22 protein-coding genes are annotated in these 24910 nt (G+C 71.8%); 17 read left to right on the top strand and 5 right to left on the bottom strand.

Annotated elements, in window-relative coordinates:
* Positions 1 to 24 precede the first annotated feature (24 nt).
* The 3 genes from rpsI to AB0I72_RS10550 all read left to right on the top strand — a co-directional run bounded on the left by rpsI (position 25) and on the right by AB0I72_RS10550 (position 3109).
* Positions 25 to 534, top strand: coding sequence for a 30S ribosomal protein S9 (gene rpsI / locus AB0I72_RS10540; protein ID WP_358565360.1), 510 nt, complete (start codon positions 25 to 27; stop codon positions 532 to 534).
* A 161-nt stretch (positions 535 to 695) separates the two neighbouring features.
* Positions 696 to 2033, top strand: a complete 1338-nt coding sequence (gene glmM / locus AB0I72_RS10545) for a phosphoglucosamine mutase (protein ID WP_358565363.1) — start codon at positions 696 to 698, stop codon at positions 2031 to 2033.
* A 95-nt stretch (positions 2034 to 2128) separates the two neighbouring features.
* Entirely contained in the window at positions 2129 to 3109 is a 981-nt protein-coding gene (locus AB0I72_RS10550) for an ROK family glucokinase (protein ID WP_358565366.1), read from the top strand.
* A 72-nt stretch (positions 3110 to 3181) separates the two neighbouring features.
* On the opposite strand, the gene AB0I72_RS10555 is transcribed toward AB0I72_RS10550, so the two are convergent.
* From AB0I72_RS10555 to AB0I72_RS10565, 3 genes are all read right to left on the bottom strand, one after another.
* Entirely contained in the window at positions 3182 to 3631 is a 450-nt protein-coding gene (locus AB0I72_RS10555) for an ATP-binding protein (RefSeq protein ID WP_358565369.1), read from the bottom strand.
* 372 nt (positions 3632 to 4003) lie between these two features.
* Positions 4004 to 4600 carry a Uma2 family endonuclease gene (locus AB0I72_RS10560; protein ID WP_358565637.1) on the bottom strand — a complete coding sequence of 199 codons (597 nt, stop codon included), beginning with the start codon at positions 4598 to 4600 and terminating at the stop codon, positions 4004 to 4006.
* Positions 4601 to 4707: 107 nt separating this feature from the next.
* Positions 4708 to 5448 carry a GntR family transcriptional regulator gene (locus tag AB0I72_RS10565; protein WP_358565372.1) on the bottom strand — a complete coding sequence of 247 codons (741 nt, stop codon included), beginning with the start codon at positions 5446 to 5448 and terminating at the stop codon, positions 4708 to 4710.
* Positions 5449 to 5662: 214 nt separating this feature from the next.
* Between AB0I72_RS10565 and AB0I72_RS10570 the strand changes: the two genes are divergently transcribed.
* The 14 genes from AB0I72_RS10570 (at position 5663) to AB0I72_RS10635 (ending at position 20554) form a co-directional block, all read left to right on the top strand.
* Positions 5663 to 6667: a Gfo/Idh/MocA family oxidoreductase gene (locus AB0I72_RS10570; protein ID WP_358565375.1), complete on the top strand. Its 1005-nt coding sequence runs from the start codon at positions 5663 to 5665 to the stop codon at positions 6665 to 6667.
* A 124-nt stretch (positions 6668 to 6791) separates the two neighbouring features.
* Positions 6792 to 7724, top strand: a complete 933-nt coding sequence (iolC, locus tag AB0I72_RS10575) for a 5-dehydro-2-deoxygluconokinase (protein ID WP_358565640.1) — start codon at positions 6792 to 6794, stop codon at positions 7722 to 7724.
* Complete coding sequence (locus tag AB0I72_RS10580) at positions 7714 to 8607, top strand: aldolase (RefSeq protein ID WP_358565378.1); 894 nt, start codon at positions 7714 to 7716, stop codon at positions 8605 to 8607. The genes iolC and AB0I72_RS10580 overlap by 11 nt, the downstream gene beginning before the upstream one ends.
* A complete protein-coding gene (iolB, locus tag AB0I72_RS10585; RefSeq protein WP_358565381.1) occupies positions 8604 to 9494 on the top strand; it encodes a 5-deoxy-glucuronate isomerase in 891 nt (296 codons plus the stop codon). Before AB0I72_RS10580 ends, iolB begins: the two co-directional genes overlap by 4 nt.
* Positions 9494 to 11383 (top strand): 3D-(3,5/4)-trihydroxycyclohexane-1,2-dione acylhydrolase (decyclizing), encoded by a 1890-nt coding sequence (iolD, locus tag AB0I72_RS10590; protein WP_358565384.1) that lies wholly within the window; start codon positions 9494 to 9496, stop codon positions 11381 to 11383. Before iolB ends, iolD begins: the two co-directional genes overlap by 1 nt.
* 25 nt (positions 11384 to 11408) lie before the next feature.
* On the top strand, positions 11409 to 12905 hold the full coding sequence (locus tag AB0I72_RS10595; protein WP_358565387.1) for a CoA-acylating methylmalonate-semialdehyde dehydrogenase: 1497 nt from the start codon (positions 11409 to 11411) through the stop codon (positions 12903 to 12905).
* 93 nt (positions 12906 to 12998) lie between these two features.
* Positions 12999 to 13910, top strand: a complete 912-nt coding sequence (locus AB0I72_RS10600; RefSeq protein WP_358565390.1) for a TIM barrel protein — start codon at positions 12999 to 13001, stop codon at positions 13908 to 13910.
* A gap of 117 nt (positions 13911 to 14027) precedes the next feature.
* Positions 14028 to 15011 carry a substrate-binding domain-containing protein gene (locus AB0I72_RS10605; protein WP_358565393.1) on the top strand — a complete coding sequence of 328 codons (984 nt, stop codon included), beginning with the start codon at positions 14028 to 14030 and terminating at the stop codon, positions 15009 to 15011.
* Complete coding sequence (locus AB0I72_RS10610) at positions 15011 to 16075, top strand: ABC transporter permease (protein WP_358565396.1); 1065 nt, start codon at positions 15011 to 15013, stop codon at positions 16073 to 16075. The genes AB0I72_RS10605 and AB0I72_RS10610 overlap by 1 nt, the downstream gene beginning before the upstream one ends.
* Before the next feature lie 14 nt (positions 16076 to 16089).
* Positions 16090 to 16977 carry an ATP-binding cassette domain-containing protein gene (locus AB0I72_RS10615; protein ID WP_358565643.1) on the top strand — a complete coding sequence of 296 codons (888 nt, stop codon included), beginning with the start codon at positions 16090 to 16092 and terminating at the stop codon, positions 16975 to 16977.
* Positions 16978 to 17083: 106 nt separating this feature from the next.
* Positions 17084 to 18091, top strand: a complete 1008-nt coding sequence (locus AB0I72_RS10620; protein WP_358565399.1) for a Gfo/Idh/MocA family oxidoreductase — start codon at positions 17084 to 17086, stop codon at positions 18089 to 18091.
* 266 nt (positions 18092 to 18357) lie between these two features.
* The gene (locus tag AB0I72_RS10625; protein ID WP_358565402.1) at positions 18358 to 18876 is read left to right on the top strand and encodes a hypothetical protein; all 519 of its coding nucleotides are present in this window, start codon (positions 18358 to 18360) and stop codon (positions 18874 to 18876) included.
* Between the two features lie 130 nt (positions 18877 to 19006).
* Entirely contained in the window at positions 19007 to 19780 is a 774-nt protein-coding gene (locus AB0I72_RS10630; RefSeq protein ID WP_358565405.1) for an SDR family NAD(P)-dependent oxidoreductase, read from the top strand.
* Between the two features lie 9 nt (positions 19781 to 19789).
* On the top strand, positions 19790 to 20554 hold the full coding sequence (locus tag AB0I72_RS10635) for a crotonase/enoyl-CoA hydratase family protein (RefSeq protein WP_358565408.1): 765 nt from the start codon (positions 19790 to 19792) through the stop codon (positions 20552 to 20554).
* A gap of 77 nt (positions 20555 to 20631) precedes the next feature.
* Here the strand turns inward: AB0I72_RS10635 and AB0I72_RS10640 are convergent, their stop codons facing one another.
* Complete coding sequence (locus AB0I72_RS10640) at positions 20632 to 22086, bottom strand: DUF418 domain-containing protein (RefSeq protein ID WP_358565411.1); 1455 nt, start codon at positions 22084 to 22086, stop codon at positions 20632 to 20634.
* Positions 22087 to 22223: 137 nt separating this feature from the next.
* A complete protein-coding gene (locus tag AB0I72_RS10645; RefSeq protein WP_358565414.1) occupies positions 22224 to 24359 on the bottom strand; it encodes an acyltransferase family protein in 2136 nt (711 codons plus the stop codon).
* Positions 24360 to 24910 lie beyond the last annotated feature (551 nt).

Below are 24910 nucleotides of genomic sequence, written 5' to 3' on the forward strand. Positions count from 1 at the left end.
TTTACAGGAAGCACGAGGAGAACCGTGGTCGAGCCCACCGGCATCGAAGACGTCGCCCAGGACTACGCGGACAACCCGGAGGAGTTCCCCTCCGAGTACACCACCGAGTCCGAGGAGACGACCGCCGCCTACGTCCCCACCGCGTCCGGCCCCAGCGCCGGCACCGGTCGCCGTAAGCAGGCTGTCGCCCGTGTCCGCATCACCCCCGGGGCGGGTGAGTGGAAGGTCAACGGGAAGCCCCTCGAGGTGTACTTCCCGGACAAGGTCCACCAGCAGACCATCAAGGAGCCGTTCGTCTCCCTCGGGTTCGACGGCGCCTACGACGTCTTCGCCCGTCTGGACGGCGGCGGCACCAGCGGCCAGGCCGGTGCGCTGCGCCACGGCATCGCCCGTGCGCTCGCGTCCCTGGACCCGGAGAACAACCGCCCGACCCTGAAGAAGGCCGGCTTCCTCACCCGCGACTCCCGCGAGGTCGAGCGGAAGAAGGCCGGTCTCAAGAAGGCGCGCAAGGCTCCCCAGTTCTCCAAGCGCTAGTGCTCATGCGCCGGCGTTGGCTCGGCTGAGTCTCCACCCGTGCGTCGTCCCCGAGTCGGGGACGGCGTACGGGTTTTTCGTTCACCCGGTGGCGACTTCGCCACGTCGATCTTCTCCTCCGGCGCCGGACGCGGCGCCGTTCTCGAAAGGGGCTGTGGCCTGTGGCACGGCTGTTCGGAACAGATGGTGTACGGGGCGTCGCCGGTCGGGACCTGACCGCCTCACTGGCCCTGGAGCTGTCCATCGCGGCGGCCCGCGTACTGGCCGAGCGCACCGAGGGGCGGCGTCCCCTGGCGGTCGTCGGCCGGGACCCGCGGGCCTCGGGTGAGTTCCTGGAGGCGGCCGTGGTCGCCGGGCTGGCGAGCACCGGTGTCGACGTGGTCCGGGTCGGGGTCCTGCCGACCCCCGCCGTCGCGTTCCTGACCGGTGAGCTGGACGCCGACTTCGGCGTCATGCTCTCCGCGAGCCACAACCCCGCCCCCGACAACGGGATCAAGTTCTTCGCGCGGGGCGGCCAGAAGCTGGAGGACGCGCTGGAGGACGAGATCGAGGGCATGCTCGGCGTGCCGTCCACCCCGGCCGTGGGCGACGAGGTCGGCCGGGTCACCGACGCCACCGACGGCGTGGAGCGCTACGTCGACCACGTGCTGGCGTCGCTGCCGCACCCCCTGGACGGGCTGAAGGTCGTCGTGGACTGCGCCAACGGGGCCTCCTCGGCGGTGGCGCCCGAGGCGCTGCGCCGCGCGGGGGCCGAGGTCGTCACGATCGGCGACCGGCCGGACGGGCGCAACATCAACGAGGGCTGCGGCTCCACGCACCTGGACGCGCTCCGGGAGGCGGTCCTGACGCACGGCGCGGACGCCGGTATCGCCAACGACGGCGACGCCGACCGGTGCCTGGCCGTGGACGCCGAGGGGCGGGTGGTCGACGGTGACCACATCCTCGCGATCCTGGCCGTGGAGGCCAAGGAGGCCGGACGGCTGGCCGGGGACACCCTGGTGGTGACGGTCATGTCCAACCTGGGCCTGAAGCTGGCGATGGAGCGGGAGGGCATCGCCGTCCTGGAGACCGCGGTGGGCGACCGCTACGTGCTGGAGGAGATGAAACGCGGCGGGTTCAGCCTGGGCGGTGAGCAGTCCGGCCACGTGATCCTGCTCGACCACGCCACCACCGGTGACGGGGTGCTGTGCGGCCTGTACCTGCTCGCGGCGATGGCACGGCGCCAGCTGGGCCTGGCGGAGCTGGCCAAGGTGATGACCCGGCTGCCGCAGGTGCTGGTCAACGTGTCCGGGGTGGACAAGTCCCGGACCCATGAGTCCGAGGAGCTGGCCGCCGCCGTGCGCGAGGCCGAGGCCGAGCTGGGGGGGACCGGGCGCGTGCTGCTCCGGCCGAGCGGGACCGAGCCGAAGGTGCGCGTCATGGTCGAGGCCCAGGAGCAGGAGCAGGCCGGGGCGATCGCCGAACGGCTCGCCGACGTGGTGCGGTCCGCGCTGGGGTAGCGCGGGCAGAGATGGGCGCGTGAGCGCGTTGTGCTGACCGGGGGTCGTGAATGCGGTCCCCGGTCATCGTGTGTCGGGCACTGGGGTGGAGCGGGATGACGGAGCCACGGAGCGGGGACGCCCTGACGGTCGGGGTGGACATCGGCGGGACGAAGGTGGCCGCCGGTGCGGTCACGGCCGAGGGGCACGTGCTGGCGCGCCTGCGGACCGAGACGCCCGAGCGGAGCAAGAGCCCGGCGGTGGTCGAGGAGACGATCGTCGGCGTCGTGCGTGAGCTGACGCGGGAGTTCGCGGTGGCCGCCGTGGGGGTGGGCGCCGCGGGGTTCGTCGACGAGCAGCGGGCGAACGTCCTCTTCGCGCCGCACCTGTCGTGGCGCAGGGAGCCGCTCCGTGACGCGCTCGCCGACCGGCTCGGTCTCCCGGTCGTGGTGGAGAACGACGCCAACGCCGCCGCCTGGGCGGAGGTGCGCTCCGGGGCGGGGCAGGGGGTGGACGACGTCGTCGTGGTCAACCTGGGCACCGGCATCGGCGGGGCGGTGGTCGTCGGCGGCCGACTGCACCGGGGCCGCTACGGCATCGCGGGCGAGTTCGGGCACATGACGGTGGTGCCGGGCGGGCACCGGTGCGAGTGCGGCAACCGGGGTTGCTGGGAGCAGTACGCCAGTGGGAACGCGGTGACCCGTGAGGCCCGTGAGCTGGTACGCGCGGAGTCACCGGTCGCGCGGGTCCTGCACCAGGCCGTGGGCGGTGACGTGGCGCAGATCACCGGCCCCCTGGTCAGCGAGCTGGCGAGCAAGGGCGACCGGGCGTGCGTGGAGATCCTGGAGGAGGTCGGGACCTGGCTGGGCACCGGGCTGGCCAACCTGGCGGCGGCGTTCGACCCGGAGCTGTTCATCATCGGGGGCGGGGTGTCGGAGGCCGGTGATCTGCTGCTCGGCCCGGCGCGGACGGCGTTCGAGCGCAACCTGACCGGGCGGGGCTACCGCCCGACCGCGCGTGTGGTCCCGGCGGCGCTGGGCAACGAGGCGGGCCTGATCGGCGCCGCCGAGCTGGCGCGGGAGGCGTTGGAGTCGTAGGGGCTGTGCGCCGACACGCGCCGCGCTCGCCTCTTGAAGGGGTCCGCGGCGCGATCCCTCCACCCGCGCCGGTCAGGCGACGACCTCCGCCCAGGCGTGGGTGCCGTAGGGCTGGCGGTGGCCGATGCCCCAGCGGGCGGCGGTCTGGGCGACCAGGAACAGGCCCCGCCCCGACTCGGCGTCGGGGGAAGCCTCGCCCCGCACGGCCGGGGCACCGCACGGGCCGTCGCCGCGATCGTGGACGTCGATGCGCAGTTCGGCGTCGGTTGGCGTCCAGACGACCGCGAGATCGATGGGCGGCTGACCGTGCACGACGGCGTTGGTGACGAGTTCGCTGACGATGAGGACGCTGCGGTGGTCCAGACCGGCGCGGTCCGGGGCTCCGTCGTGGATCAGGTTCCCGAGGAACTCCGTGACGAAGCGGCGGGCGAGACGGGCGGCGACGGGAGTGTCCGGGAGCCGCCAACGAGCCCGCGGGGACGCGTCGACCAGATGTGCGGGGTCGGCGGTGCGGGTGTGCATCGCGCCTCTCCTTCGGGAGGGGACCTACGCGGAGCCTGGACGCGGACGCGGGGATCGGTGCGTGTCCCCGTCGCGGGATGCGAGAGTCCGGACGGTGTGGGTGGTCCGCGCCGCGATGGACGGTCTGCCCGAACCGGTCTCCGGCGGGCGGGTTTCGAGTGTGACGCGGATCACTGATAACTCAGGTTTACTGCTGCCCGGACAAGAAGTCAATAGGTTGTCTAGACATAACTACATCGAACAATCCGGGTGGGTGCGTTCCGGGGAGGGGCGGGTCCGATCGGCATCGCTGATCGGGCGGGGGAGGCGTCGTGGCGGCGGTTCGGCCCCGGACGGGCGCTGTGCCCGCCCGGCGCCGACCAGCTCAGGCGCCTATCGCCTGGCCAGGGCCTTCACGTCGATGTCGATGGTGAACGGAACGTCGAGCTTGAGCCGCTCGCGCGCGATGGTGACGGGGACGTACCTGGGGTCCCGCACCCCGTCGAGTTCGTAGACGTGGATCGCGGGTCCCTTGTCCTCGAACTCGATCCGCCAGAAGTGCGGGATGCCCGCCTGTGCGTACTTGAGGGGCTTCGTGGTGCGGTCCCGGTCCTGGGACTCCTCGGAGACGATCTCCACGGCGATGAGCACGTCCACGGGCGGGACGTGCGTCATCCTGTGCCAGTCGAGGTGCTCCTCGTCCCCCTCCTCGTAGCGGTAGACGAGGAGGTCCGGCTCCGGGCGCTGGTACCTGCCCAGCTTCATGGTCATCTCGTGCATGACGTCGACGCCCTCGGGGACGGCGTCCTCCAAGGCGTTGGCCAGTCGACGCATGACCTTGCTGCGGAATCCGGTCTGGGGGGACAGCAAAACGAGCGCTCCGTCGATGAGTTCCATCCGGGGGGCGCCCGGAGGGAGGTGGTCCATGTCATCGGCGGTCCAGCCGCCGGGCGGTGGTGTGAACCATGCGGGGAGCGGCTCGGCGGTCATCGAATCCTCCCGGGTCGATTCCTGGGGCCACTCCAGTGCTGCCGGTCTTCTCATGGCAGGAACGTAGCGCAGGGTGACGACACGAACGCGAGGATGCGCGGGGGAGGTCAGTCGGTCAGGGTGAGCTCGAAGGCGTAGCGGGACGCCCGGTAGACGTGCGATCCGACCTCGACGACGCGGCCGACGTCGTCGTACACGGTGCGCTCCATGGTGAGCAGCGGCGCGCCGCGCGACTCGCCCAGCACGCGGGCCTCGGCCGCGGTGGCGTTGCGCGCCCCGATGGTCTGCGAGGCGATCTTCATCGTGACGCCCGCCGCCCGGAGCAGCTGGTAGAGCCCCTGGTGGGCGAGGCGCTCCTCGTCGAGGGCGACCAGCGTGGTCGGCACGTAGTTGTGCATCAGGGCGAGCGGTTCGTCGCGCGCGTACCGGAGCCGTTCGAGGACGTAGACCTCCGTGCCCGGGTCCACCTCCAGCGCGGTGGCGATCGCGTCGGGCGGCGCCTCCACGGCCAGCCGCAGGACCTCCGTGCGCGGCTGTTCCCCGGCGCGGCTGAGGTCGTCGTACAGGCTGGACAGCTCCAGCGGTCGGCGCACCCGGGGCATGACCACCTGGGTGCCCACGCCGCGTTTGCGGACCAGCAGGCCCCGGTCCACCAGGTACTCGATGGAGCGGCGGAGCGTGGGGCGCGAGAGTCCGAGGCGTTCGGCGAGGACGAGTTCGTTCTCCAGCTTCGTGCCCACGGCCAGCTCGCCCGCCATGATGCGCCGTTCCAGTTCCTGTGCCACCTGGAAGTACAGGGGTACCGGGCTGGAGCGGTCGATCGGGATCGACAGCGGGGTCTCGGTCACGGGCACGTCCGTTCGTCCTGGGGTGTCGGAAGGGCGGTCCCTCCCAGGGTCAGTGTAGTGATGCCCAGTTGTTCGTAGGTGTATAGGTACTTATGTCTAGACAAACTATTGACAGGTTCGTTTCACTCGGGTGAACATGGAGCCGTGGCTGTGATCCAGGGAACAGTCATCCCGGGGCGGCCGCTCCGGGCTCCGGACAACGAGAGGGGTGGGCATGCGCGTCGGACTGGTGGGAGCCGGACGGATCGGCGAGTCACACGCGGCGGCCGTCGCCGCGCGGCCGGAGGTCGAGGAGCTGGTCGTGGCCGACGCCGACGCCGAGCGCGCCCGCGAGGTCGCCGGGCGGGTCGGCGCGCATGTCGCGGGAACGGTGGAGAACCTCCTCCGGCCGGGCGCGGTCGACGCGCTCGTGATCACCGCCGCCACCTCGGCGCACGCCGAACTCATCCTCGCCGGGGTCCGCGCGGGGATGCCGGTCTTCTGCGAGAAGCCGGTCGCGCCCACCGTCGACGAGACCGTCCGGGTCCTGCGCGAGGTCGAGGAGCACCGGGCCCTGGTGCACATCGGCTTCATGCGGCGCTTCGACGCCGGGTACGCACGCGCGCGTCAGGCCCTGCGCGACGGCGAACTGGGCGAACTGCACCGCGTGCACGCCGTGACGTGCGACGCGGCGCCGCCGCCCGCCGCCTACATCCCCACGTCGGGTGGGCTCTTCCGCGACTGCCACGTGCACGACTTCGACGTCCTGCGCTGGATCACCGGCCGCGAGGTGGTCGAGGTCCACGCCTACGGGGCCAACCGGGGCGCCGACTACTTCACCGAGGCCGGGGACGTCGACACCGCCGTCGCGGTCCTGCGCATGGACGACGGGGTCCTCGCCACCGTGCAGGGCTCCCGCTACAACGGCGGCGGCTACGACGTCCGGATGGAGCTGGCCGGATCGGCCGGGACCCTCGCCGTCGGCCTCGACGACCGCGCCGCCCTGCGCTCGGCGGAGGAGGGCGTGGCCTTCCCCGGAAAGGAGCCCTTCCGCGAGTTCTGGCCCCGCTTCGCCCCGGCCTACGAAGCCGAGGTCACCGCCTTCCTGCGGGCGGTGCGCGAGGGCGGGACCAGCCCCTGCACGGTCGCCGACGCCCTGGAGGCGCTCCTGGTCGCGGAGGCCGCCGAGCGGTCCCGCCGCGAGGGCCGACCGGTCCGGATCGAGGAGGTGCGCCCGTGATCCGGCGCCACCACCGACAACGACGAGAACAGAGAAGGCGAGCACCGGTGTACCGCAACCTACGGAGGTCCCCGTGAAGGCCAGTGCGGGCAGCGGCCCCGACGCGCCGCACGGCGTCATCACCATGGGCCGCGTCGGCGTCGACGTCTACCCCGAGCAGACCGGGGTGGGACTGGACGAGGTGCGTTCCTTCGGCAAGTTCCTGGGCGGCAGCCCGACCAACGTGGCCGTCGCCGCCGCGCGGTACGGACACCGGTCCGCGGTGATCACCCGCACCGGCGACGACCCCTTCGGCCGGTTCGTCCACCGGGCGCTGCGCGGCTTCGACGTCGACGACCGCTTCGTCACGCCGGTCGCCGACCTGCCGACCCCCGTCACGTTCTGCGAGATCTTCCCGCCGGACGACTTCCCCCTCTACTTCTACGGCCGCGACCCCGTCGCGCCCGACCTCATGATCCGGGCCGAGGACTTGGACCTGGACGCGATCGCCGCGGCGGACGTGTTCTGGGTGACCGTCACCGGTCTGAGCCAGGAGCCGAGCCGCACCGCCACCCTGGAGGCGCTCCGCGCACGCGGTCGTCGGGGCATCACCATCATCGACCTGGACTACCGGCCGATGTTCTGGGAGTCGCGTGAGGAGGCCCGCCGCTGGGTCGCCGAGGCGCTCCCGTACGCCACCGTCGCCGCGGGCAACCTCGACGAGTGGGAGACCGCCGTCGGGGACCGCGACCCTCAGGCCGCCGCCAAGGCCGGTCGTGCGGCGGGGCTCGACCTGGCCGTCGTCAAGCAGGGGCCCGCCGGCGTCCTCGCCGTGGACGACTCCGGGCAGGTCAACGTCCCGCCGGTCCCGGTCGAGGTGGTCAACGGCCTCGGCGCGGGCGACGCCTTCGGCGGCGCGCTGTGCCACGGCCTGCTCTCCGGCTGGGACACCGAGCGCGTCATGCGCTTCGCCAACGCGGCGGGCGCGATCGTCGCCTCCCGCCTGTCCTGCGCCGACGCCATGCCCACCTCCGCCGAGGTCGAGGCCACGCTGGAGGAGGCGGCTCATGGAGGCTGACGTGCTGCGCACCATCGTCGAGACCCGCCTGCACCACCCGGACGCCATCGCCGAGGCCGCGGCCACGCGGGTCCGGCCCACCTCGCCCGTGGGGGAGGGCGGCAAGGCGATGATCGTCGCCGCCGACCACCCCGCCCGGGGCGCGCTGCGCTCGGGCTCCCGTCCGATGGCCATGGCCGACCGCGCCGACCTGCTCGACCGCCTGCGCACCGCGCTGGCGCGCCCCGGCGTCACCGGCGTGCTGGCCACGGCCGACATCATCGAGGACCTGCTCCTGCTGCGGAACCCCGACGGGACGGGGGTCCTGGACGGCAAGTCCGTGTTCGGTTCGATGAACCGCGGCGGTCTCGCGGGCGCCGCCTGGGAGATCGACGACCGGTTCACCGGCTACGACGCCGCCGGGATCGCCCGGATGGGGTTCGAGGGCGGCAAGATGCTGCTGCGCCTGGACTACGACGACGACCGCACCATCCCGACCCTGGAGAACTGCGCCAGGGCGGTCAACGAGCTCAACGCCGCCCGCCTCGTCGCGATGGTCGAGCCGTTCATCTCCGCCCGCAGCGAGGGCGTGGTCCGCAACGACCTGTCCCCGGACGCGGTCGCCCGCTCCGTCGCGATCGGCTCCGGGCTCGGCAACACCTCGGCCCGCACGTGGCTCAAGCTGCCGGTCGTGGACGAGATGGAGCGGGTCATGGCCACCTCCACCCTGCCCACGGTGCTGCTGGGCGGGGAGCTGTCCGAGGACCCCGACGCCGCCTTCGCCCGTTGGGGCGAGGCGCTGAAGCTGCCCAACGTCATCGGCCTGACCGTGGGCCGGTCCCTGCTGTACCCGGCCGACGACGACGTCGTGGCCGCCGTCGACACCGCTGTGGGGTTGTTGTGACGTCAACGAACGGTAAGCACTACCTGCCCGCGGGGAGCACCGCCGCGCCGCCCTTCCGCACGGTCGTCACGCCCGAGTCCGCCGGATGGGGGTACTCGGGGCTGCGGGTCCTGGAGCTGGCCCCCGGCGCCAGCGAGGAGATCAGCACCGGCGACGCCGAGACCCTGGTCCTGCCGCTCGACGGCGGCTGCTTCGTCTCCGTGGACGACGAGGAGTTCCGCGTCACCGGGAGGAACAGCGTGTTCTCCCGCGTCACCGACTTCGTCTACCTGCCGCGCGACGCCCGCGCCACGATCACCAGCACGCGGGGCGGGCGGTTCGCGCTCCCGTCCGCGCGGTGCGAGCGGCGGTTGCCCGCCCGCTACGGCGCGGCCGAGGACGTCCCGGTCGAGCTGCGCGGCGCCGGTCAGTCCAGCCGCCAGGTGAACAACTTCTGCGTCCCGGGGACCTTCGAGGCGGACAGGCTCATCGCCTGCGAGGTGCTCACCCCCTCCTCCAACTGGTCCTCCTACCCGCCGCACAAGCACGACGAGGCCACCGAGAGCGAGTGCGAGCTGGAGGAGATCTACTACTACGAGGTCGCGGAGGGCCCCTCCGGCCCCGGGATCGGCTACCAGCGGGTCTACGGCACCGAGCACCGTCCGATCGACGTCTTCGAGGAGGTCCGCGCCGAGGACGCCGTCCTCATCCCGCACGGCTGGCACGGCCCCTCCATGGCCGCGCCCGGGTACGACCTCTACTACCTCAACGTCATGGCGGGCCCCGGTGAGGAACGCGCGTGGCGGATCTGCGACGACCCGGCCCACGGGTGGGTGCGCCAGACCTGGGCCGACCAGGAGATGGACCGGCGCCTGCCGCTGACCTCCACCGTCGAGAAGGAGGCGTGATGGCCCAGTCGACCCAGACCGTCCGGCTCACCACGGCCCAGGCCCTGGTCCGCTTCCTCGCCGCGCAGTACAGCGAGCGCGACGGCGTCGAGCAGCGGTTCATCCCCGGTGTGTGGGGCATCTTCGGGCACGGCAACGTCGCCGGGCTCGGCCAGGCGCTGCTCCAGGCGGCCACGACCGGTGCGGCCGACCTGCCCTACTACCTGGCCCGCAACGAGCAGGGCATGGTCCACGCCAGCGTCGGGTTCGCCAAGACCCGCAACCGGCTCCAGACCTTCGCCTGTACGGCCTCCACCGGCCCCGGATCCACCAACATGGTCACCGGCGCCGCGCTGGCCACGACCAACCGCGTCCCGGTCCTGCTGCTGCCCAGCGACATGTTCGCCACCCGCCTCCCGGACCCGGTGCTCCAGCAACTGGAGGACACGCGCGGCGGCGACGTCAGCGTCAACGACGCGTTCCGGCCGGTCTCCAAGTACTTCGACCGGATCACCCGTCCCGAGCAGCTGATCCCGGCGGCCCAGGCGGCGATGCGGGTGCTCACCGACCCGGTGGAGACCGGCGCGGTCACACTGTGCCTGCCCCAGGACGTCCAGGCCGAGGCCCACGACTGGCCGGTGGAGTTCTTCCGCAGGCGCGTCTGGCACATCGGCCGACCCGTCCCCGAGCCCGACGCGCTGGCCCGCGCCGCCGACGTCATCCGCCGCGCCGAGCGGCCGCTGCTGATCGCGGGCGGCGGCGTGGTCTACTCCGAGGCGTGCACGGCCCTGCGCGAATTCGCCGAGGCCACCGGGGTCCCGGTCGCCGACACCCACGCGGGCAAGGGAGCGCTCCCGTGGGACCACGACCGCGCCGTCGGCGGGGTTGGGTCCACCGGGGCCAGGAGCGCCAACACGCTGGCCCGCGAGGCCGACGTGGTGATCGGCGTCGGCACCCGCTACAGCGACTTCACCACCGCCAGCCACACGGTCTTCGCCAACCCGGACGTCGTGTTCGTCAACCTGAACGTGGCCCGGCTGGACGCGGCCAAGCACGCGGCCACCCAGCTGGTCTCCGACGCGCGCACGGGCCTGGAGGCGCTGCGCCGGGAGCTGGCCGGCTGGGAGGTCGCGGCCGACTACCGGGCCCGCACCCGGGAGCTGGCCGAGGAGTGGGCCGAGACCACCGACGCCTGCTACCGCCTCGACCACGGCCCGCTGCCCGCCCAGACGGCCGTGCTGGGGGCGCTCAACGACGTCCTCGACGACCGCGACGTGGTCGTCAACGCCGCCGGGAGCATGCCCGGCGACCTCCAGGCGCTGTGGCGGGCCAGGGACCCCAAGGCCTACCACGTCGAGTACGCCTACTCCTGCATGGGCTACGAGGTGGCCGGCGGCATGGGCGTCAAGATGGCCGACCCCTCCCGCGAGGTGGTCGTCCTGGTCGGCGACGGGTCCTACCTGATGATGGCCCAGGAGATCGTCACCATGGTCTCCGAGGGGATCAAGGTGATCATCGTCGTGGTCCAGAACCACGGCTTCGCCTCCATCGGCTCCCTGTCGGAGTCGCTCGGCTCCCAGCGGTTCGGCACGAGGTACCGCTACCGCGACCCGTCCACCGGCCGGCTCGACGGGTCCGTCCTGCCCGTCGATCTCGCGGCCAACGCGGCCAGCCTCGGCGCCCGCGTCATCCGCGCCGACGGGATCGCGGAGTTCCGCGCGGCCGTCGCCGAGGCCAAGGCCGCCGACACCACCACCGTCGTGCACGTCGAGACCGACCCGGAGGGCCCCAACCCGCCCGGCAGCGCCTGGTGGGACGTGCCCGTCAGCCAGGTCTCCGACCTCGACAGCACCCGCGACGCGTACCTGACCTACCACTCGCACAAGCAGGCACAGCGCCACCACCTGTGACGCCTCCCGTCCTAAGGAATCCACCGTGAAGACCATCCAGCACTGGATCGACGGGGCCGCGACCTCCGGGGCCTCGACCCGCACCGCACCGGTGTGGAACCCGGCCACCGGTGAACAGCAGGCCGCCGTCCTGCTCGCCGAGCCCTCCGACGTCGACGCCGCGGTCGCCTCGGCCGCCAAGGCCTTCGAGAGCTGGGGCGACTCCTCGCTGACCAAGCGCACGCGCGTGCTGTTCTCACTGCGCGAGCTCCTGGCCAGGCACGAGGACGAGATCGCCCGGATCATCGCCGCCGAGCACGGCAAGGTGATCGACGACGCCAAGGGCGAGATCGTCCGAGGCCGCGAGGTCGTCGAGTACGCCTGCGGGATCATCAGCGCGCTCAAGGGCGGGTACTCCGACCAGATCTCCACCGGGATCGACTCCTTCGACTTCCGCCAGCCGCTCGGCGTCGTCGCGGGGATCACCCCGTTCAACTTCCCGATCATGGTGCCCCTGTGGATGCACCCGGTCGCGATCGCCTGCGGCAACACGTTCGTGCTCAAGCCCAGCGAGCGCGACCCGTCGGTGTCCAACTTCGTCGCCCAGCTCTACGCCGACGCGGGGCTGCCCGACGGCGTGTTCAACGTGGTGCACGGCGACAGGACCGCCGTCGACGCGCTCCTCGACCACGAGGACGTCGAGGCCGTCTCCTTCGTCGGCTCCACCCCGATCGCCAGGTACGTGCACGAGCGCGGCACCGCCTCCGGCAAGCGGGTCCAGGCCCTCGGCGGCGCCAAGAACCACGCGGTCGTCATGCCCGACGCCGACCTGGAGTTCGCCGCCGACCACCTGACCGCCGCCGCGTTCGGCTCCGCCGGTCAGCGCTGCATGGCGATCTCCGCCGCGGTCGCCGTCGGCGAGGCCGCCGACGCCCTGGTGCCGGTGCTCGCCGACAAGGCCAAGGCGGTCAGGGTCGGCCCCGGCCAGGACGCCACCAACGAGATGGGCCCGGTCATCACCGCGCAGGCGCGCGACCGCGTCGCCGGGTTCGTCGCCTCCGGCGAGGAGCAGGGCGCGGTGGTCGTGGTCGACGGCCGCGACCTGAGGGTCGAGGGACACGAGGAGGGCTTCTTCGTCGGCCCGTCGCTGCTCGACCGGGTCACCGCGGACATGGACGTGTACCAGGAGGAGGTCTTCGGGCCCCTGCTGGTGGTCGTCCGCGCCGCCGACCTGGACGAGGCGATCGAGCTGATCAACGCCAACCCGTACGGCAACGGCACCGCCATCTTCACCAGCGACGGCGAGTCCGCCCGCCGCTTCCAGCGCGGGGTCACGGTCGGGATGATCGGCGTCAACGTGCCGATCCCCGTGCCGATGGCGCACTACTCCTTCGGCGGCTGGAAGGACTCGCTCTTCGGCGGCAGCCACATCCACGGCCCCGAGGGAGTGCGGTTCTACACCCGGGCCAAGGTCGTCACCAGCCGCTGGCCGCACGTCGACCGCTCGGTCGAGGCCGCCTTCCACTTCCCCGCCCACGGCTAGCCCGGAGGACCGGTCGGGCGCCGAGTGCGCGGCGCCCGACCGTCCGGACCCGCCGGTGCGAACCAGCCACGCCCTTCACGAAATGAGATCGCCATGACGGAGAAACTGGTCCTCGGATCCGCCCCCGACTCCTGGGGGGTGTGGTTCCCGGAGGACGAGCACCAGACGCCGTGGAACCGCTTCCTCGACGAGCTGGCCGAGGCCGGGTACGAGTGGCTCGAACTGGGGCCGTACGGCTACCTGCCCACCGACCCCCAGCGCCTGGCCGACGAGGTCGGACGGCGAGGCCTGAAGGTCTCCGGCGGCACGGTGTTCGGCAACCTGCACGACCCGGACGCCTGGGACGACACGGTCGCCACCGTCCGCAAGGTCGCCGAGCTGACCGCCGCCGTCGGGGCGCACCACTTGGTCTTCATCCCGCCCATGTACCGGGACGAGAAGACCGGGGAGTTCACCGAGTCCCCGACGCTCGACGACGGCCAGTGGAGGAACCTCCACCGGTCCGCCGACGAGCTCGGCAGGATCCTGCTCAATGACTACGACGTGCGGCTGTGCCTGCACTCGCACGCCGACACCCACGTCCAGACCCAGCCGGAGATCGAGCGGTTCCTGGACGGGACCGACTCCGAGTACGTGTCGCTGTGCCTGGACACCGGCCACGTCGCCTACGGGGGCGGTGACGCCGTGGACCTGATCCGCCGGTACTCCGAGCGCGTCGACTACGTGCACATCAAGCAGATGGACCCGGAGATCGTCCGGCAGGTCCACGAGGAGAAGCTCAGCTTCGGCGAGGCCGTCAAGCGCGGCGTGTGCGTGGAGCCCCCGGCCGGGGAGCCCGCGCCCAAGGCCGTCATCGACGCGCTCGACGACGTCGACGCCCGGCTCTTCGTGATCGTCGAGCAGGACCTGTACCCCTGCGAGCCGGACGTCCCGCTGCCCATCGCGGTCCGGACCCGTGAGTACCTCAACGGATGCGGATTGGGGGCGCGCCACCAGAAGGCCTGACACCCGCTCCAGACGCTGAGCCCGCCGTCTCCGACGGACTCCCCGCAAGTCGCATCGGCCCCTGCGACCACCACCACAGATTGAGTGAATCCCCCAGACCAAAAACGAGGTCGAAGCATGAAGCGCAACACCACGTACACCGCCCTGATCGCAGGGGCCGCGAGCCTGATGCTCGTCGGCACGGCGTGCACTTCCGAGGGAGGCCGTGAGACGGGCGGAACCGGAGGCGACGTCGAGACGCCCGACATGACCATCGCGATGATCACCCACGAGGTCCCCGGCGACACCTTCTGGGACATCATCCGCGCGGGCGCCGAGGACGCGGCCGCCAAGAGCGGGATCGACCTGGAGTACTCCTCCGCGCCGGAGGCCCGGGAACAGGCCAACCTCATCCAGAGCGCCATCGAGCGCGACGTGGACGGCATCGCCGTCACCCTCGCCAAGCCGGACGCCCTGGAGGGCGCCATCTCCGACGCCGTGGAGGCGGGCATCCCGGTGGTCGCGTTCAACGCCGGCCTCGAGGAGTGGCAGGACATGGGCGTGCTGGAGTACTTCGGCACGGACGAGCACGTGGCCGGTACCGCGTTCGGCGAGCGGCTGAACGACGTCGGCGCGGAGAAGGTCATGTGCGTCATCCAGGAGCAGGGCCACGTGGCCCTGGAGACCCGGTGCGCCTCCCTGGGCGAAGCCTTCGAGGGCGAGTCCGAGGTCGTGTACGTGGACAGCGCGAACATGCCGGAGGTCAGGACCAGCATCGCCTCGACCCTCCAGGCGGACGAGGACTACGACTACGTGGTCACCCTGGGGGCGCCGATCGCCATGACCGCGATCGACGCGGTCGACGACGCGGGCAGCGACGCGAGGGTCGCCACCTTCGACACCAACAGCGAGCTGGTCGGCGCCATTCAGGGCGGCATCGTCGCCTGGGCCGTCGACCAGCAGCCCTACCTGCAGGGCTACCTGTCCGTGGACGGCCTGTGGCTGTACAACACCAACGGCAACGTGTCCGGCGGCGGGAGCGCCGTCCTGACCGGCCCGGCGTTCATCGACGAGACCAACGCCGACGCGGTCGCCGAGTACGCCGAGGAAGGCACCCGGTAATGAGTCAGATCCTCACAGCCAAGGAGCCGCCCCCGGGCAACGGTTCCGAGAAGGCCCTGCGGGTGAGCAGCAGATCCGCGCTCCGGCGCTTCCTGACCCGGCCCGAGGTCGGATCCCTGGTGGGCGCGGTGATCGTGTTCACCGTCTTCTTCACCATCGCCGAGCCGTTCCGCTCGGCCGGGGCGTTCACCAACATCCTCTACGCCAGCTCCACGATCGGCATCATGGCCGTGGGCGTGGCGCTGCTGATGATCGGCGGCGAGTTCGACCTCTCCGCCGGGGTCGCGGTGATCAGCTCCGGACTGGCCGCGTCGATGTTCGCCTGGTACTTCTCCCTGAACGTCTGGGTCGGCATCCTGTTCGCCCTGGCGGTGTCGCTCGCCATCGGGTTCCTCAACGGGTGGATCCTGGTCCGCACCAAACTGCCCAGCTTCCTGGTCACACTGTCGATGTTCCTGATGCTCCAGGGGCTCAACATCGGCATCACCAAGCTGGTCCTGGGAACCGTCTCCACCCGCAACATCTCGACGATGGACGGCTTCGACCAGGCCCGGGCGATCTTCGCCTCCAGCTTCACCGTCGCCGGGGTCGAGGTCCGGGTGACCGTCCTGTGGTGGATGGTGTTCGTCGGACTGGCCACGTGGGTGCTCATGCGCACCAAGGTGGGCAACTGGATCTACGCGGTGGGCGGCAACGCCGAGAGCGCACGCGCGGTCGGCGTGCCGGTCGCCAAGGTCAAGATCGGCCTGTTCATGACGGTCGGCTTCATGGCCTGGTTCTCCGGCATGCACCTGCTGTTCATGTTCAACACGGTGCAGTCCGCCGAGGGCGTGGGCAACGAACTGCTGTACATCATGGCGGCCGTCGTCGGCGGGTGCCTGCTCACCGGCGGGTACGGGACGGTGATCGGCGCCGCGATCGGCGCGTTCATCTACGGCATGACCCGCCAGGGCATCGTGCTCGCGGGGTGGGACAACAACTGGGTGTTCTTCTTCGTCGGGGCGATGCTCCTGCTCGCGGTCGTGGTCAACGGCTGGGTCCGTACACAAGCGAACAAGAGGTGATCGAGGTGAGCACCATGACCGAGGCGGGCGCCGCGTCGACACCGGCCGAGCGCGCCACCCCGAAGACCGAGCCGCTCCTGGAGCTACGCGACGTCGGCAAGACCTTCGGCAACATCAGGGCGCTGACCGGGATCGGCCTGAAGGTCGACGCGGGCGAGGTCACCTGCATCCTCGGTGACAACGGCGCGGGCAAGTCCACCCTGATCAAGATCATCGCCGGGCTGTACAAGCCGACGTCGGGCGACTATCTGGTCGACGGTGAACCGGTGGACTTCGCGTCACCGCGACAAGCCCTCGACCGGGGCATCGCCACCGTCTACCAGGACCTGGCGATGGTTCCCCTGATGCCGGTGTGGCGCAACTTCTTCCTCGGTTCCGAGCTGCGCAAGGGCTTCGGCCCCTTCCGGATGCTCGACACCGCCCGGATGCGCCGCGTGGCGGACGAGGAACTGAAGAAGATGGGCATCGACCTGCCGGACATCGACGCGCCGGTCGGGAACCTGTCCGGCGGCCAGCGGCAGGTCGTGGCGATCGCTCGGGCGGTGTACTTCGGGGCCCGCGTCCTGATCCTGGACGAGCCGACCGCCGCGCTGGGCGTCAAGCAGTCGGGTGTGGTCCTGAAGTACGTCAAGGCCGCGCGCGACGCCGGGCTCGGCGTCATCTTCATCACGCACAACCCGCACCACGCGTACATGGTCGGCGACCACTTCGTGGTGATCAAGCTCGGCGAGACCGAGTTGGACCGGCCCCGTTCCGAGCTCTCCCTCGACGAGCTGACCCACCACATGGCGGGCGGCGCCGAGTTGGACGCGCTCCAGCACGAGCTGGAACGGGGAGCGGCTCCCGAGGTCGATCCGCTGCACGACGCGGCGGGCGAGGGGCCGGACGTCCAGCAGCTGTGACTCCGGACGGCCGGGCCTCTGGTCGTCCGACCCCGGACGACCAGAGGCCGCGACCGTCGGGGACGGGTGACGACACCCGCTCAACCGCCAAGAAAGGTGAAGGACGATGACCGTCAAGGTAGGAGTGATCGGTACCGGGTGGATCGGCGCCGAACACATCCGCAGGATCACCGCCTCCGTGGGCGGTGCCGAGGTCGTGGCGGCGGCCGACATCGACGCCGACCGCGCCGCCGGGGCGGTCGAGGGCACCGGCGCGCGGGTGCTGGCCAACGGCACGGAGGTGATCGCGGACCCGGAGGTCGACGCGGTCGTGGTCACCTCGTGGGGTCCCGCGCACGCGCAGTCGGTCCTGGAGGCGATCGCCGCGGGCAAGCCGGTCTTCTGCGAGAAGCCGCTGGCCACCACCGCCGAGGACGCCCAGCGCATCCTCGACGCCGAGGCCAGGCACGGTTCCCGTCTGGTGCAGGTCGGCTTCATGCGGCGCTTCGACGCCGGATACCGGGAGATGAGGGAGGCCATCTCGACGGGGGCGATCGGCACACCGCTCCTGGCGCACTGCGTGCACCGCAACCCCACGGTGCCGGAGTCCTACCACTCCGAGATGGCCTCGCAGGACACCGCCGTCCACGAGGTGGACGCCATGCGGTGGCTGCTCGACGACGAGATCTCCTCGGTCCAGGTCATCACCCCCCGCCCGACCGCCAAGAGGTTCGAGCACCTGCGCGATCCGCAGATGCTCCTCTTCGAGATGGCCGGCGGCGCCCGGGTGGACCTGGAGGTGTTCGTCAACTGCCAGTACGGCTACGAGATCGGCTGTGAGGTCGTGGGGGAGGAGGGCACGGTCCGGCTCCCGGAGATCCCCGGCGCGGTCGTGCGCTCGGCCGCCCGCCAGAGCACGCCCGTCCTCCAGGACTGGGTGACGCGGTTCGCCGCCGCGTTCGACGCCGAGTTCCAGGCGTGGGTGGACGAGGTGGCCGCCGGTACCCCGACCACCGGGCCGAACGCCTGGGACGGCTACGCGGCGGCGGTCGTCACCGACGCCCTGGTGCGGTCGCTGCACGGCGGTGGGGTCGTCGAGACCGGGATCAAGGAACGCCCGGCGTTCTACGCCTGAGCGGAAGCCGGGAGCCCGCCTCCCGGTCAGGGCGCCGGGGCGTCGTTTCGGTCGGCCACAGAGGGCGGCCGAGGGGCCGGACGCCTCGGTGGGGCGCCGCACGCGATCGTGTGCGGCGCCCTTTTCGTGTTCCGCGCGCGACCGGGGTTCCTTCCGGGTAACGTGCGAGCTCACACCTCGCTTGTGTACGTTGGCTCGGACTTTCGCGGGCTCCGCGCCCCGTGGGGCCGAGCCCTCCCCCGTCCCCGAGAGAGCCACCGCACGCGATGACCCGCACACCTCATCCGACGGGACTCCGGCGCAGTGAGGCACGCCGCCTCGAACGTCGCCGCCAGCGTCTCCTCCAGGCCGCGATCGCCTGTTCCCTGGGCGTACTCGCCATGTCGGGAGTCCTCGTCGTCGTCCTTGTGTCGCAACGCCCCGCCGAGACCGGCGAGGACGACCGCCAGCGCATGGGGCAGGCCCAGGAGCTGCCCTCGGGTGGTCCTCCAGGCCTGGACGACCCCCCGTCCGACTCCTCCTCCGAGCCCAGCGCCTCGCCCTCGGACGGCGGGACGGACGAGGAGACCGGGGCGGACCCCCCGCCCCCGGCGTCCCCGGAGGAGTCCCCGTCCGAGAGCCCGTCCGCACCGTCCGAGGAGGAGTCGGAGCCGCGACCGGAGCCCGGGCCCGAACGCGCGCCCGTGCCGGAACCCGAGCCCGAGCCGGAACCCGCGCCCGAACCCGAACCGGAGCCGGAGCCGGAGCCCACGGAGGAGCCCCCCGTGCCGTGGTGGCCCTGGTAGCGGGCGGGCCCGGTGCCGTCGGATAGCCTGCTGCCGCGGCCGGGCCCCGGTGTGACCCTCCGCACCCGGCCCGGCGAAAAACCGAACCCGGTTCTAGTGCGTGGGTCACATCGTCTGTAGAGTGCGCCCCATGGATCTGAACGGAATCTCCGCCCTCGTCTCGGGCGGCGCCAGCGGCCTCGGTGAGGCCACCGCCAAGGAACTCGCGAGCGCCGGTGCGACCGTCGTCATCGCCGACCTCAACGCCGAGCGCGGCGAGGCCACCGCCAAGGAGATCGGCGGTGTCTTCGTCAAGACCGACGTCTCCCAGGAGGACCAGGTCAAGGCCGCCGTGCAGGCCGCCGTCGACACCGGCAAGCCGTTCCGCGCCGCGGTCTCCTGCGCCGGGATCGCCTGGGCGAACCGCACCGTGGACCGGCACGGCAACCCGCACGACCTCGACAGCTACCAGAAGGTCATCCAGGTCAACCTCATCGGCACGTTCAACGTGCTGCGCCTGTCGGCCGCCGCGATCGGCCAGACCGAGCCGGTCAACGAGGACGGCGAGCGCGGCGCCATCGTCAACACCGCCTCCCTGGCGGGTATCGAGGGCCAGATCGGCCAGATCGCCTACTCGTCGTCCAAGGGCGGCGTGATCGGCATGACCCTGCCCGCCGCCCGCGACCTCGCGGCCGTCGGCATCACGGTCAACACGATCGCCCCGGGCATCCTGGAGACCCCCATCTACGGTGAGGGCGAGGGCGCCGAGGAGTTCAAGGAGCGCCTCGCCGCGCCCGTGCCCTTCCCCAAGCGCCTGGGCACCGCCGCCGAGTTCGGGAAGCTCGCCCGGGCCCTCCTGGAGATCAGCTACGTCAACGGCGAGGTCGTCCGCATCGACGGCGCCCTGCGCATGCCGCCGAAGTAGGGGGTTCCCGTGACCGACGAGGTGCTCTACACCGCCGAGGACGGCGTCGCCGTCATCACCATCAACCGGCCCGAGGCCAAGAACGCGGTCAACGCCGCCGTCGCCAACGGGATCGCCGAGGCGCTCGACGACCTGGACGCGCGCGAGGACCTGAGCGTCGGCGTCATCACCGGCGCGGGCGGCACCTTCTGCGCCGGGATGGACCTCAAGGCGTTCATGAGGGGCGAGCTGCCGCTGGTCGAGGGACGCGGGTTCGGCGGTTTCGCCGAGCGCGGCCCCAGGAAACCGCTCGTCGCGGCGGTGGAGGGGTTCGCCCTCGCGGGCGGCTTCGAGGCCGTGCTCGCCTGTGACCTGGTGGTCGCCGCCGAGGACGCGAAGTTCGGCATCCCCGAGGTCAAGCGCGGCCTCGTCGCGGGCGCGGGCGGTCTGCTCCGCCTGCACCACCGGATCCCGCGCAACATCGCGATGGAGATGGCCCTGACCGGCGACTTCGTCGACGCCCCGCGCCTGGCCGAGTTCGGTCTGGTCAACCGGGTGACGACCCGGGGCGGTGCGCTGGAGGGCGCCCGCGATCTGGCCGCCCGCATCACGCCGAACGGTCCGCTGGCCCTGAAGGTCTCCAAGGAGGTCATCCAGTCCTCCGACGACTGGTCCGCCGAAGAGATGTGGAACAGGCAGAACGAGCTGGTGGGCCCCGTGTTCGTCAGCCAGGACGCGATGGAGGGCGCCGCGGCCTTCGCCGAGAAGCGCGCCCCCGTGTGGAAGGGCGAGTAGGGCGGTCAACCGTCCGAGTCGCCCGGGACGGCCACCCGCCCCGTGACGGAGCGGGCGGCCGTCCCCAGCGGCCGTCCCTAGCGGTCGTCAGGCGAGGCGGCGCCATCGGGCGAACGGCCCGGACCGGGGTCGTGGGCCGGTCCGGGCGGATCCGCGTGACCGTGCACGGCCGCCGTCGGGGTGGGGACCAGACGTCGGGACACGGTGTTCGCGGTCCACGTCAACGGGCGTTCCATCGGTCCGGCGCCGAGGAAGCGGCGCCACAGGGGTGCGGCCACCAGGGCGACGAGGAAGAAGATCTCCACGGTGTAGGTCGCCAGGAACTCACCCCAACCGGTGTCCGTCGGCACGTGGAACAGCGCCCACAGCCCGATCCCGTGGACGGCGTAGAGCGTGAGCGTCATCGCGCCCGCCGCGGCCAGGGGGTACAGGAGGATCCGGGCACGGTCGGCGACCAGGAGACACAGACCGAGCACCGCCACGGCCACGCCGGTGTTCCCGACGACCTCCAGCGTCGTGTTGCTGTGCGAGTAGGCGGCGAACAGCTGCGCGTACAGGTTCTCGTCTCCGGGCAGGACACCCGAGAACGGGTTGAGAAGGAGCCAGGAGGTTCCGTACCCGACGACCGCCATGGCGACGCCGCCCCCGAGGAGCCACAGCCGTGTCCGGAGCGCTCGCAGATCGAGACGGCCGACCACCATCCCGGCGATCACGTAGGCCATGAACACCACGGCCGGGTAGATCCCGAGGAGCACGAGGTCGAGGGGCGTCTCCAGGTAGTCGACATCGAACAGCGGCTTGTCGACGGGCTCCTCCTCCCACTTCGCCTCCTGCTCGGCGACCCACTCGGGGTCGTCCCACTTCTCCTCCCACTTCGCGTCCCACTCCTCCCACTCCGCGTCCGACCCGGCCTCCAGGCCTGAGGAGTAGCCGCCCTCGCTCCACGGGAGGTACTCCGACACGTAGGGGACCAGGGCCGCCTGCGGGCCGATCAGCAGGACCGCCGCGCCGACCGCGAGCAGGTGGCGGATCCGCAGCCACAGCAGCGGGATCGCCAGGAGGAAGAAGAGCCCGTAGAAGTGCAGGATCACCGCGAGCGAGCCGAGCGTCGCCAGCGCGTACCCGAGGGCGATGAGCAGGATCGCGCGGACCGCCACCTTCACCCGGATCCGGTTGCGGTCCTCCCGCGTCCCGGGACGGGTCCGTCCGGCGACCAGGACCAGGGAGAGTCCCGCGAGGAAGGAGAACAGCGCGGCCGACCGGCCGCTGACCGCCGTGCCGACCCACGAGACGACGGTCCCACCGAACCCCTCCGCCGCGTGGTCGACGTAGACGGCCGGATCCGCGAGATCCGCGGTCGGCGCCAGGAACGCCGCCAACGGCACCCCCATGTGCGCGATGAAGACGCCCAGGATCGCCAGCCCCCGGGCGACGTCCACGCCCGCCACCCGTGTCCTGGGGCCGGACACTCGCGCCCGCTCTGGCTCCCTCGACGTGTCCACCGCGTCGGTGACCGCCATACGCATCCTCATGTCCTCTCCGTGGACCGGTTCCGGTCCGGCGGGGTGATGAACGCGGGAACGCCGCGGAACGGTTCATTCCGGGGAGCGGGAGTGACCCAGGCGACACGCCACCGGTCGACGCCGGTGCGCCCCGGAGGGCCCGGGGGTCACGGGCCAGTCGACTCCTCGTACAGCACCGCCGCCGACTCCACCAGGCTCGCGTCCGCCTCGGGAGCCTCGGGCAGGGCGTCGAGCAGGTCCGGTTCCAGCACGGTCGCCATCGAGTGCGAGAACGCGAAGGACATGTGGTTCGAGTCGTAGTACGCCAGCTGGTTCCCGATGACCCCCGGGCAGACGCCGTCCGAGCACAGGTACTCGGTCATGTCCACGAACGTCGTGTTGTCCGGGACGTCCTCCAGCGCGTTGGCCGGGGACGTCCGCGCCATCGAGTAGTCCTGCCGCTCGACGCACTCCGCGGGGCCGTTGCGGTCGACGCACTCGGGGACGTTGAACCCGAACCGCGGGGTGTCGCGGACCGCGACGACGTCGATCCCCAGTTCGTCGAGCTCACGCCACCGCTCGACGTACCCGTCCGGTACGTGCTCCGGCCGGTCGAACCCGACCCGCGTGCGGGTCCCCGTGGTGAACACGGCGTCGGGCCGCAGCTCGCGCAGCTCGGCCATCACCTGGTCGTTCCACGCGTCGCACTCCTCGAACGCCTCGCCCCGGTAGGTGTGGTCGGCCGCGCTGAACTGGCAGGCGTTCTTCGTCATCACGACCAGGCGCCACCCGTGGCGGTCGGCGAGCGTGTCGAGTGCCTGGTACCAGTGGCGGGCGTGCGAGCTGCCGACGAGCACGATCGTGAACCCGGCCCCGGGGTCCCCGGCCTCGCACCGCACGAGTTCGGTGTCGTCCATGAGAGCGTTGCACGCCCGGGTCTGGTCGATGGTGTCCCGGGCGACCGTGGTCGTGTCGGGGTACACGGGCAGGTCGGGCAGGTCCTCGGCCAGCACCGGGCTCAGGTGCACGCCCGCGCCCGGGTAGGCGGTGGGGTCGGTGGCCAGTTCCAGCCGCGTCCGCTGGTCGCGCTGGATCGCGTGGCCCCACACCAGCCCGCCGAGCAGGACGGGCACGACGAACAGGACCCCGGCGGCCAGCGACCACGACGGCGCCGTCCGCGTCCTGGTCAGCCGCGCGAGCCCGCCGTCGACCACCCAGCTCGTGGTGAGCGCGGCCGCGAAGGACAGGCCCAGCACGAGGAACCCGCCGCCGAGGGTGGGCCGCTCGGATCCGGTGACCTCCAGGTGGAACACCAGGATCGGCCAGTGCCAGAGGAAGAGCGGATAGGCGTGCCCGCCCAGCCAGGGGAGCGGCCCCCAGCCGAGCAACCGGGTGGCGGACAGGCGTCCGACGGTCGTTCCGGCGCCGGCGCCGGCGACGATGACCAGGACCGCCGCGAGCGTGGGCCACAGCGACGCGAACCCCGGGTAGGGCAGCCGGTCGCCGACGACGACGCCGCACAGGACCAGGGCCGTCAGGCCGGTCCACCCGGCGGCGCCGCGCACCCGGCCGGGCAGACGCAGGTGGGGCAGGACCAGCGCGAGCAGACCGCCCAGGGCGAGCTCCCACAGGCGGGCCCCGGTGTCGAAGTAGGCCCAGACGGGCTCGTGCGCGGTGATCCACAGCGAGTACCCGAACGACGCGGCGAACACGGCGGACAGCACCGCGATCGCACCCGTACGCACCCGCGCGCCCAGCGCCGCGGCCGCCAGCCCGGCCACCGCGAGGAGCGGCGGCCACAGCAGGTAGAACTGCCCCTGCACGCCCAGCGACCAGAAGTGCTGGACCGGGCTCGCGGCGGCGTTCTCCGCCATGTAGTCGACCGAGCCGAGCGCGAGGTGCCAGTTCCCGTGGTAGAGCGCGGAGGCCTGGACGTCGTCGATGATCCCGGTCCACCGGGAGCGGGGCAGGAGGAGGTAGGCGCCGACCAGGACCGCGCCCAGGACGACCGCTCCCGCCGGGAAGAGGCGTGTGACGATCTTGGCCCAGAACGCGCCGAACGCGATCCGTCCGTCGCGCTCCAGCGCGCGCACCAGTGACCCCGTGATGAGGAAGCCGGTGAGCACGAGGAAGACGTCGACGCCGCCGGAGACCGTGCCGAACCAGATGTGGTAGACGGCGATCAGCAGGGCGGCGACGGCGCGCAGCCCCTCGATGTCGGAACGTCGGCGGCGAGCGGCGGACGGGGCGGTGGGAGGGACGCGAACCGTGTCGGTGGCACGGTTCAGAGCGGGGTCGGACACGAGTCAGCCTCAGGTCGGGCGAAGGTGGAGGCAGGGGCGCGGCGCAGGCCCCGGGGTGGGGGCGTGGAGCGGCGTCGGGGCCGAGGCGATGGTCGGCCCGGGGCTGCCCTGCCGGTCCAGTATCAGCGGCCCCTGGCAGCGAACCGCGGGGCACGCGGGGCATGTTGTCGAGTCGAGATGAAATCTGTGTGCACACGTAGCCGTGGAGGGGAGAATCGGGTGTTTCGCGTCACAGTGAACTCCGAGACTGACGTCCCACGCGGAAATCTGGGGCACATTCGGACGTACCTCGCAGGTCGGCGGTCGCACCACCCGAGGTGGGCGGAGGCCCTGGTCGGAGCTGTCGGCGTCGGGCCATGTTCACGTTCGTCTCGGGTCATCCGGGACGGGCCTGGGCGTCATCTCGGATATCGATTCGGATCATGAATCGTGTGCGCCTGTGAACCCGAGGGTTCGACGGGGCGTCAACTCCGCGTGACCGGAGTCACGCGGTCCCGGCCCTCCCGGGCGGTCTCCGGTCCCTGGCGTCGTGAACCCGCGCCCACGGCGTT

It is taken from the genome of Nocardiopsis sp. NPDC049922 (genome assembly GCF_040660275.1).
Lineage (GTDB): Bacteria > Actinomycetota > Actinomycetes > Streptosporangiales > Streptosporangiaceae > Nocardiopsis.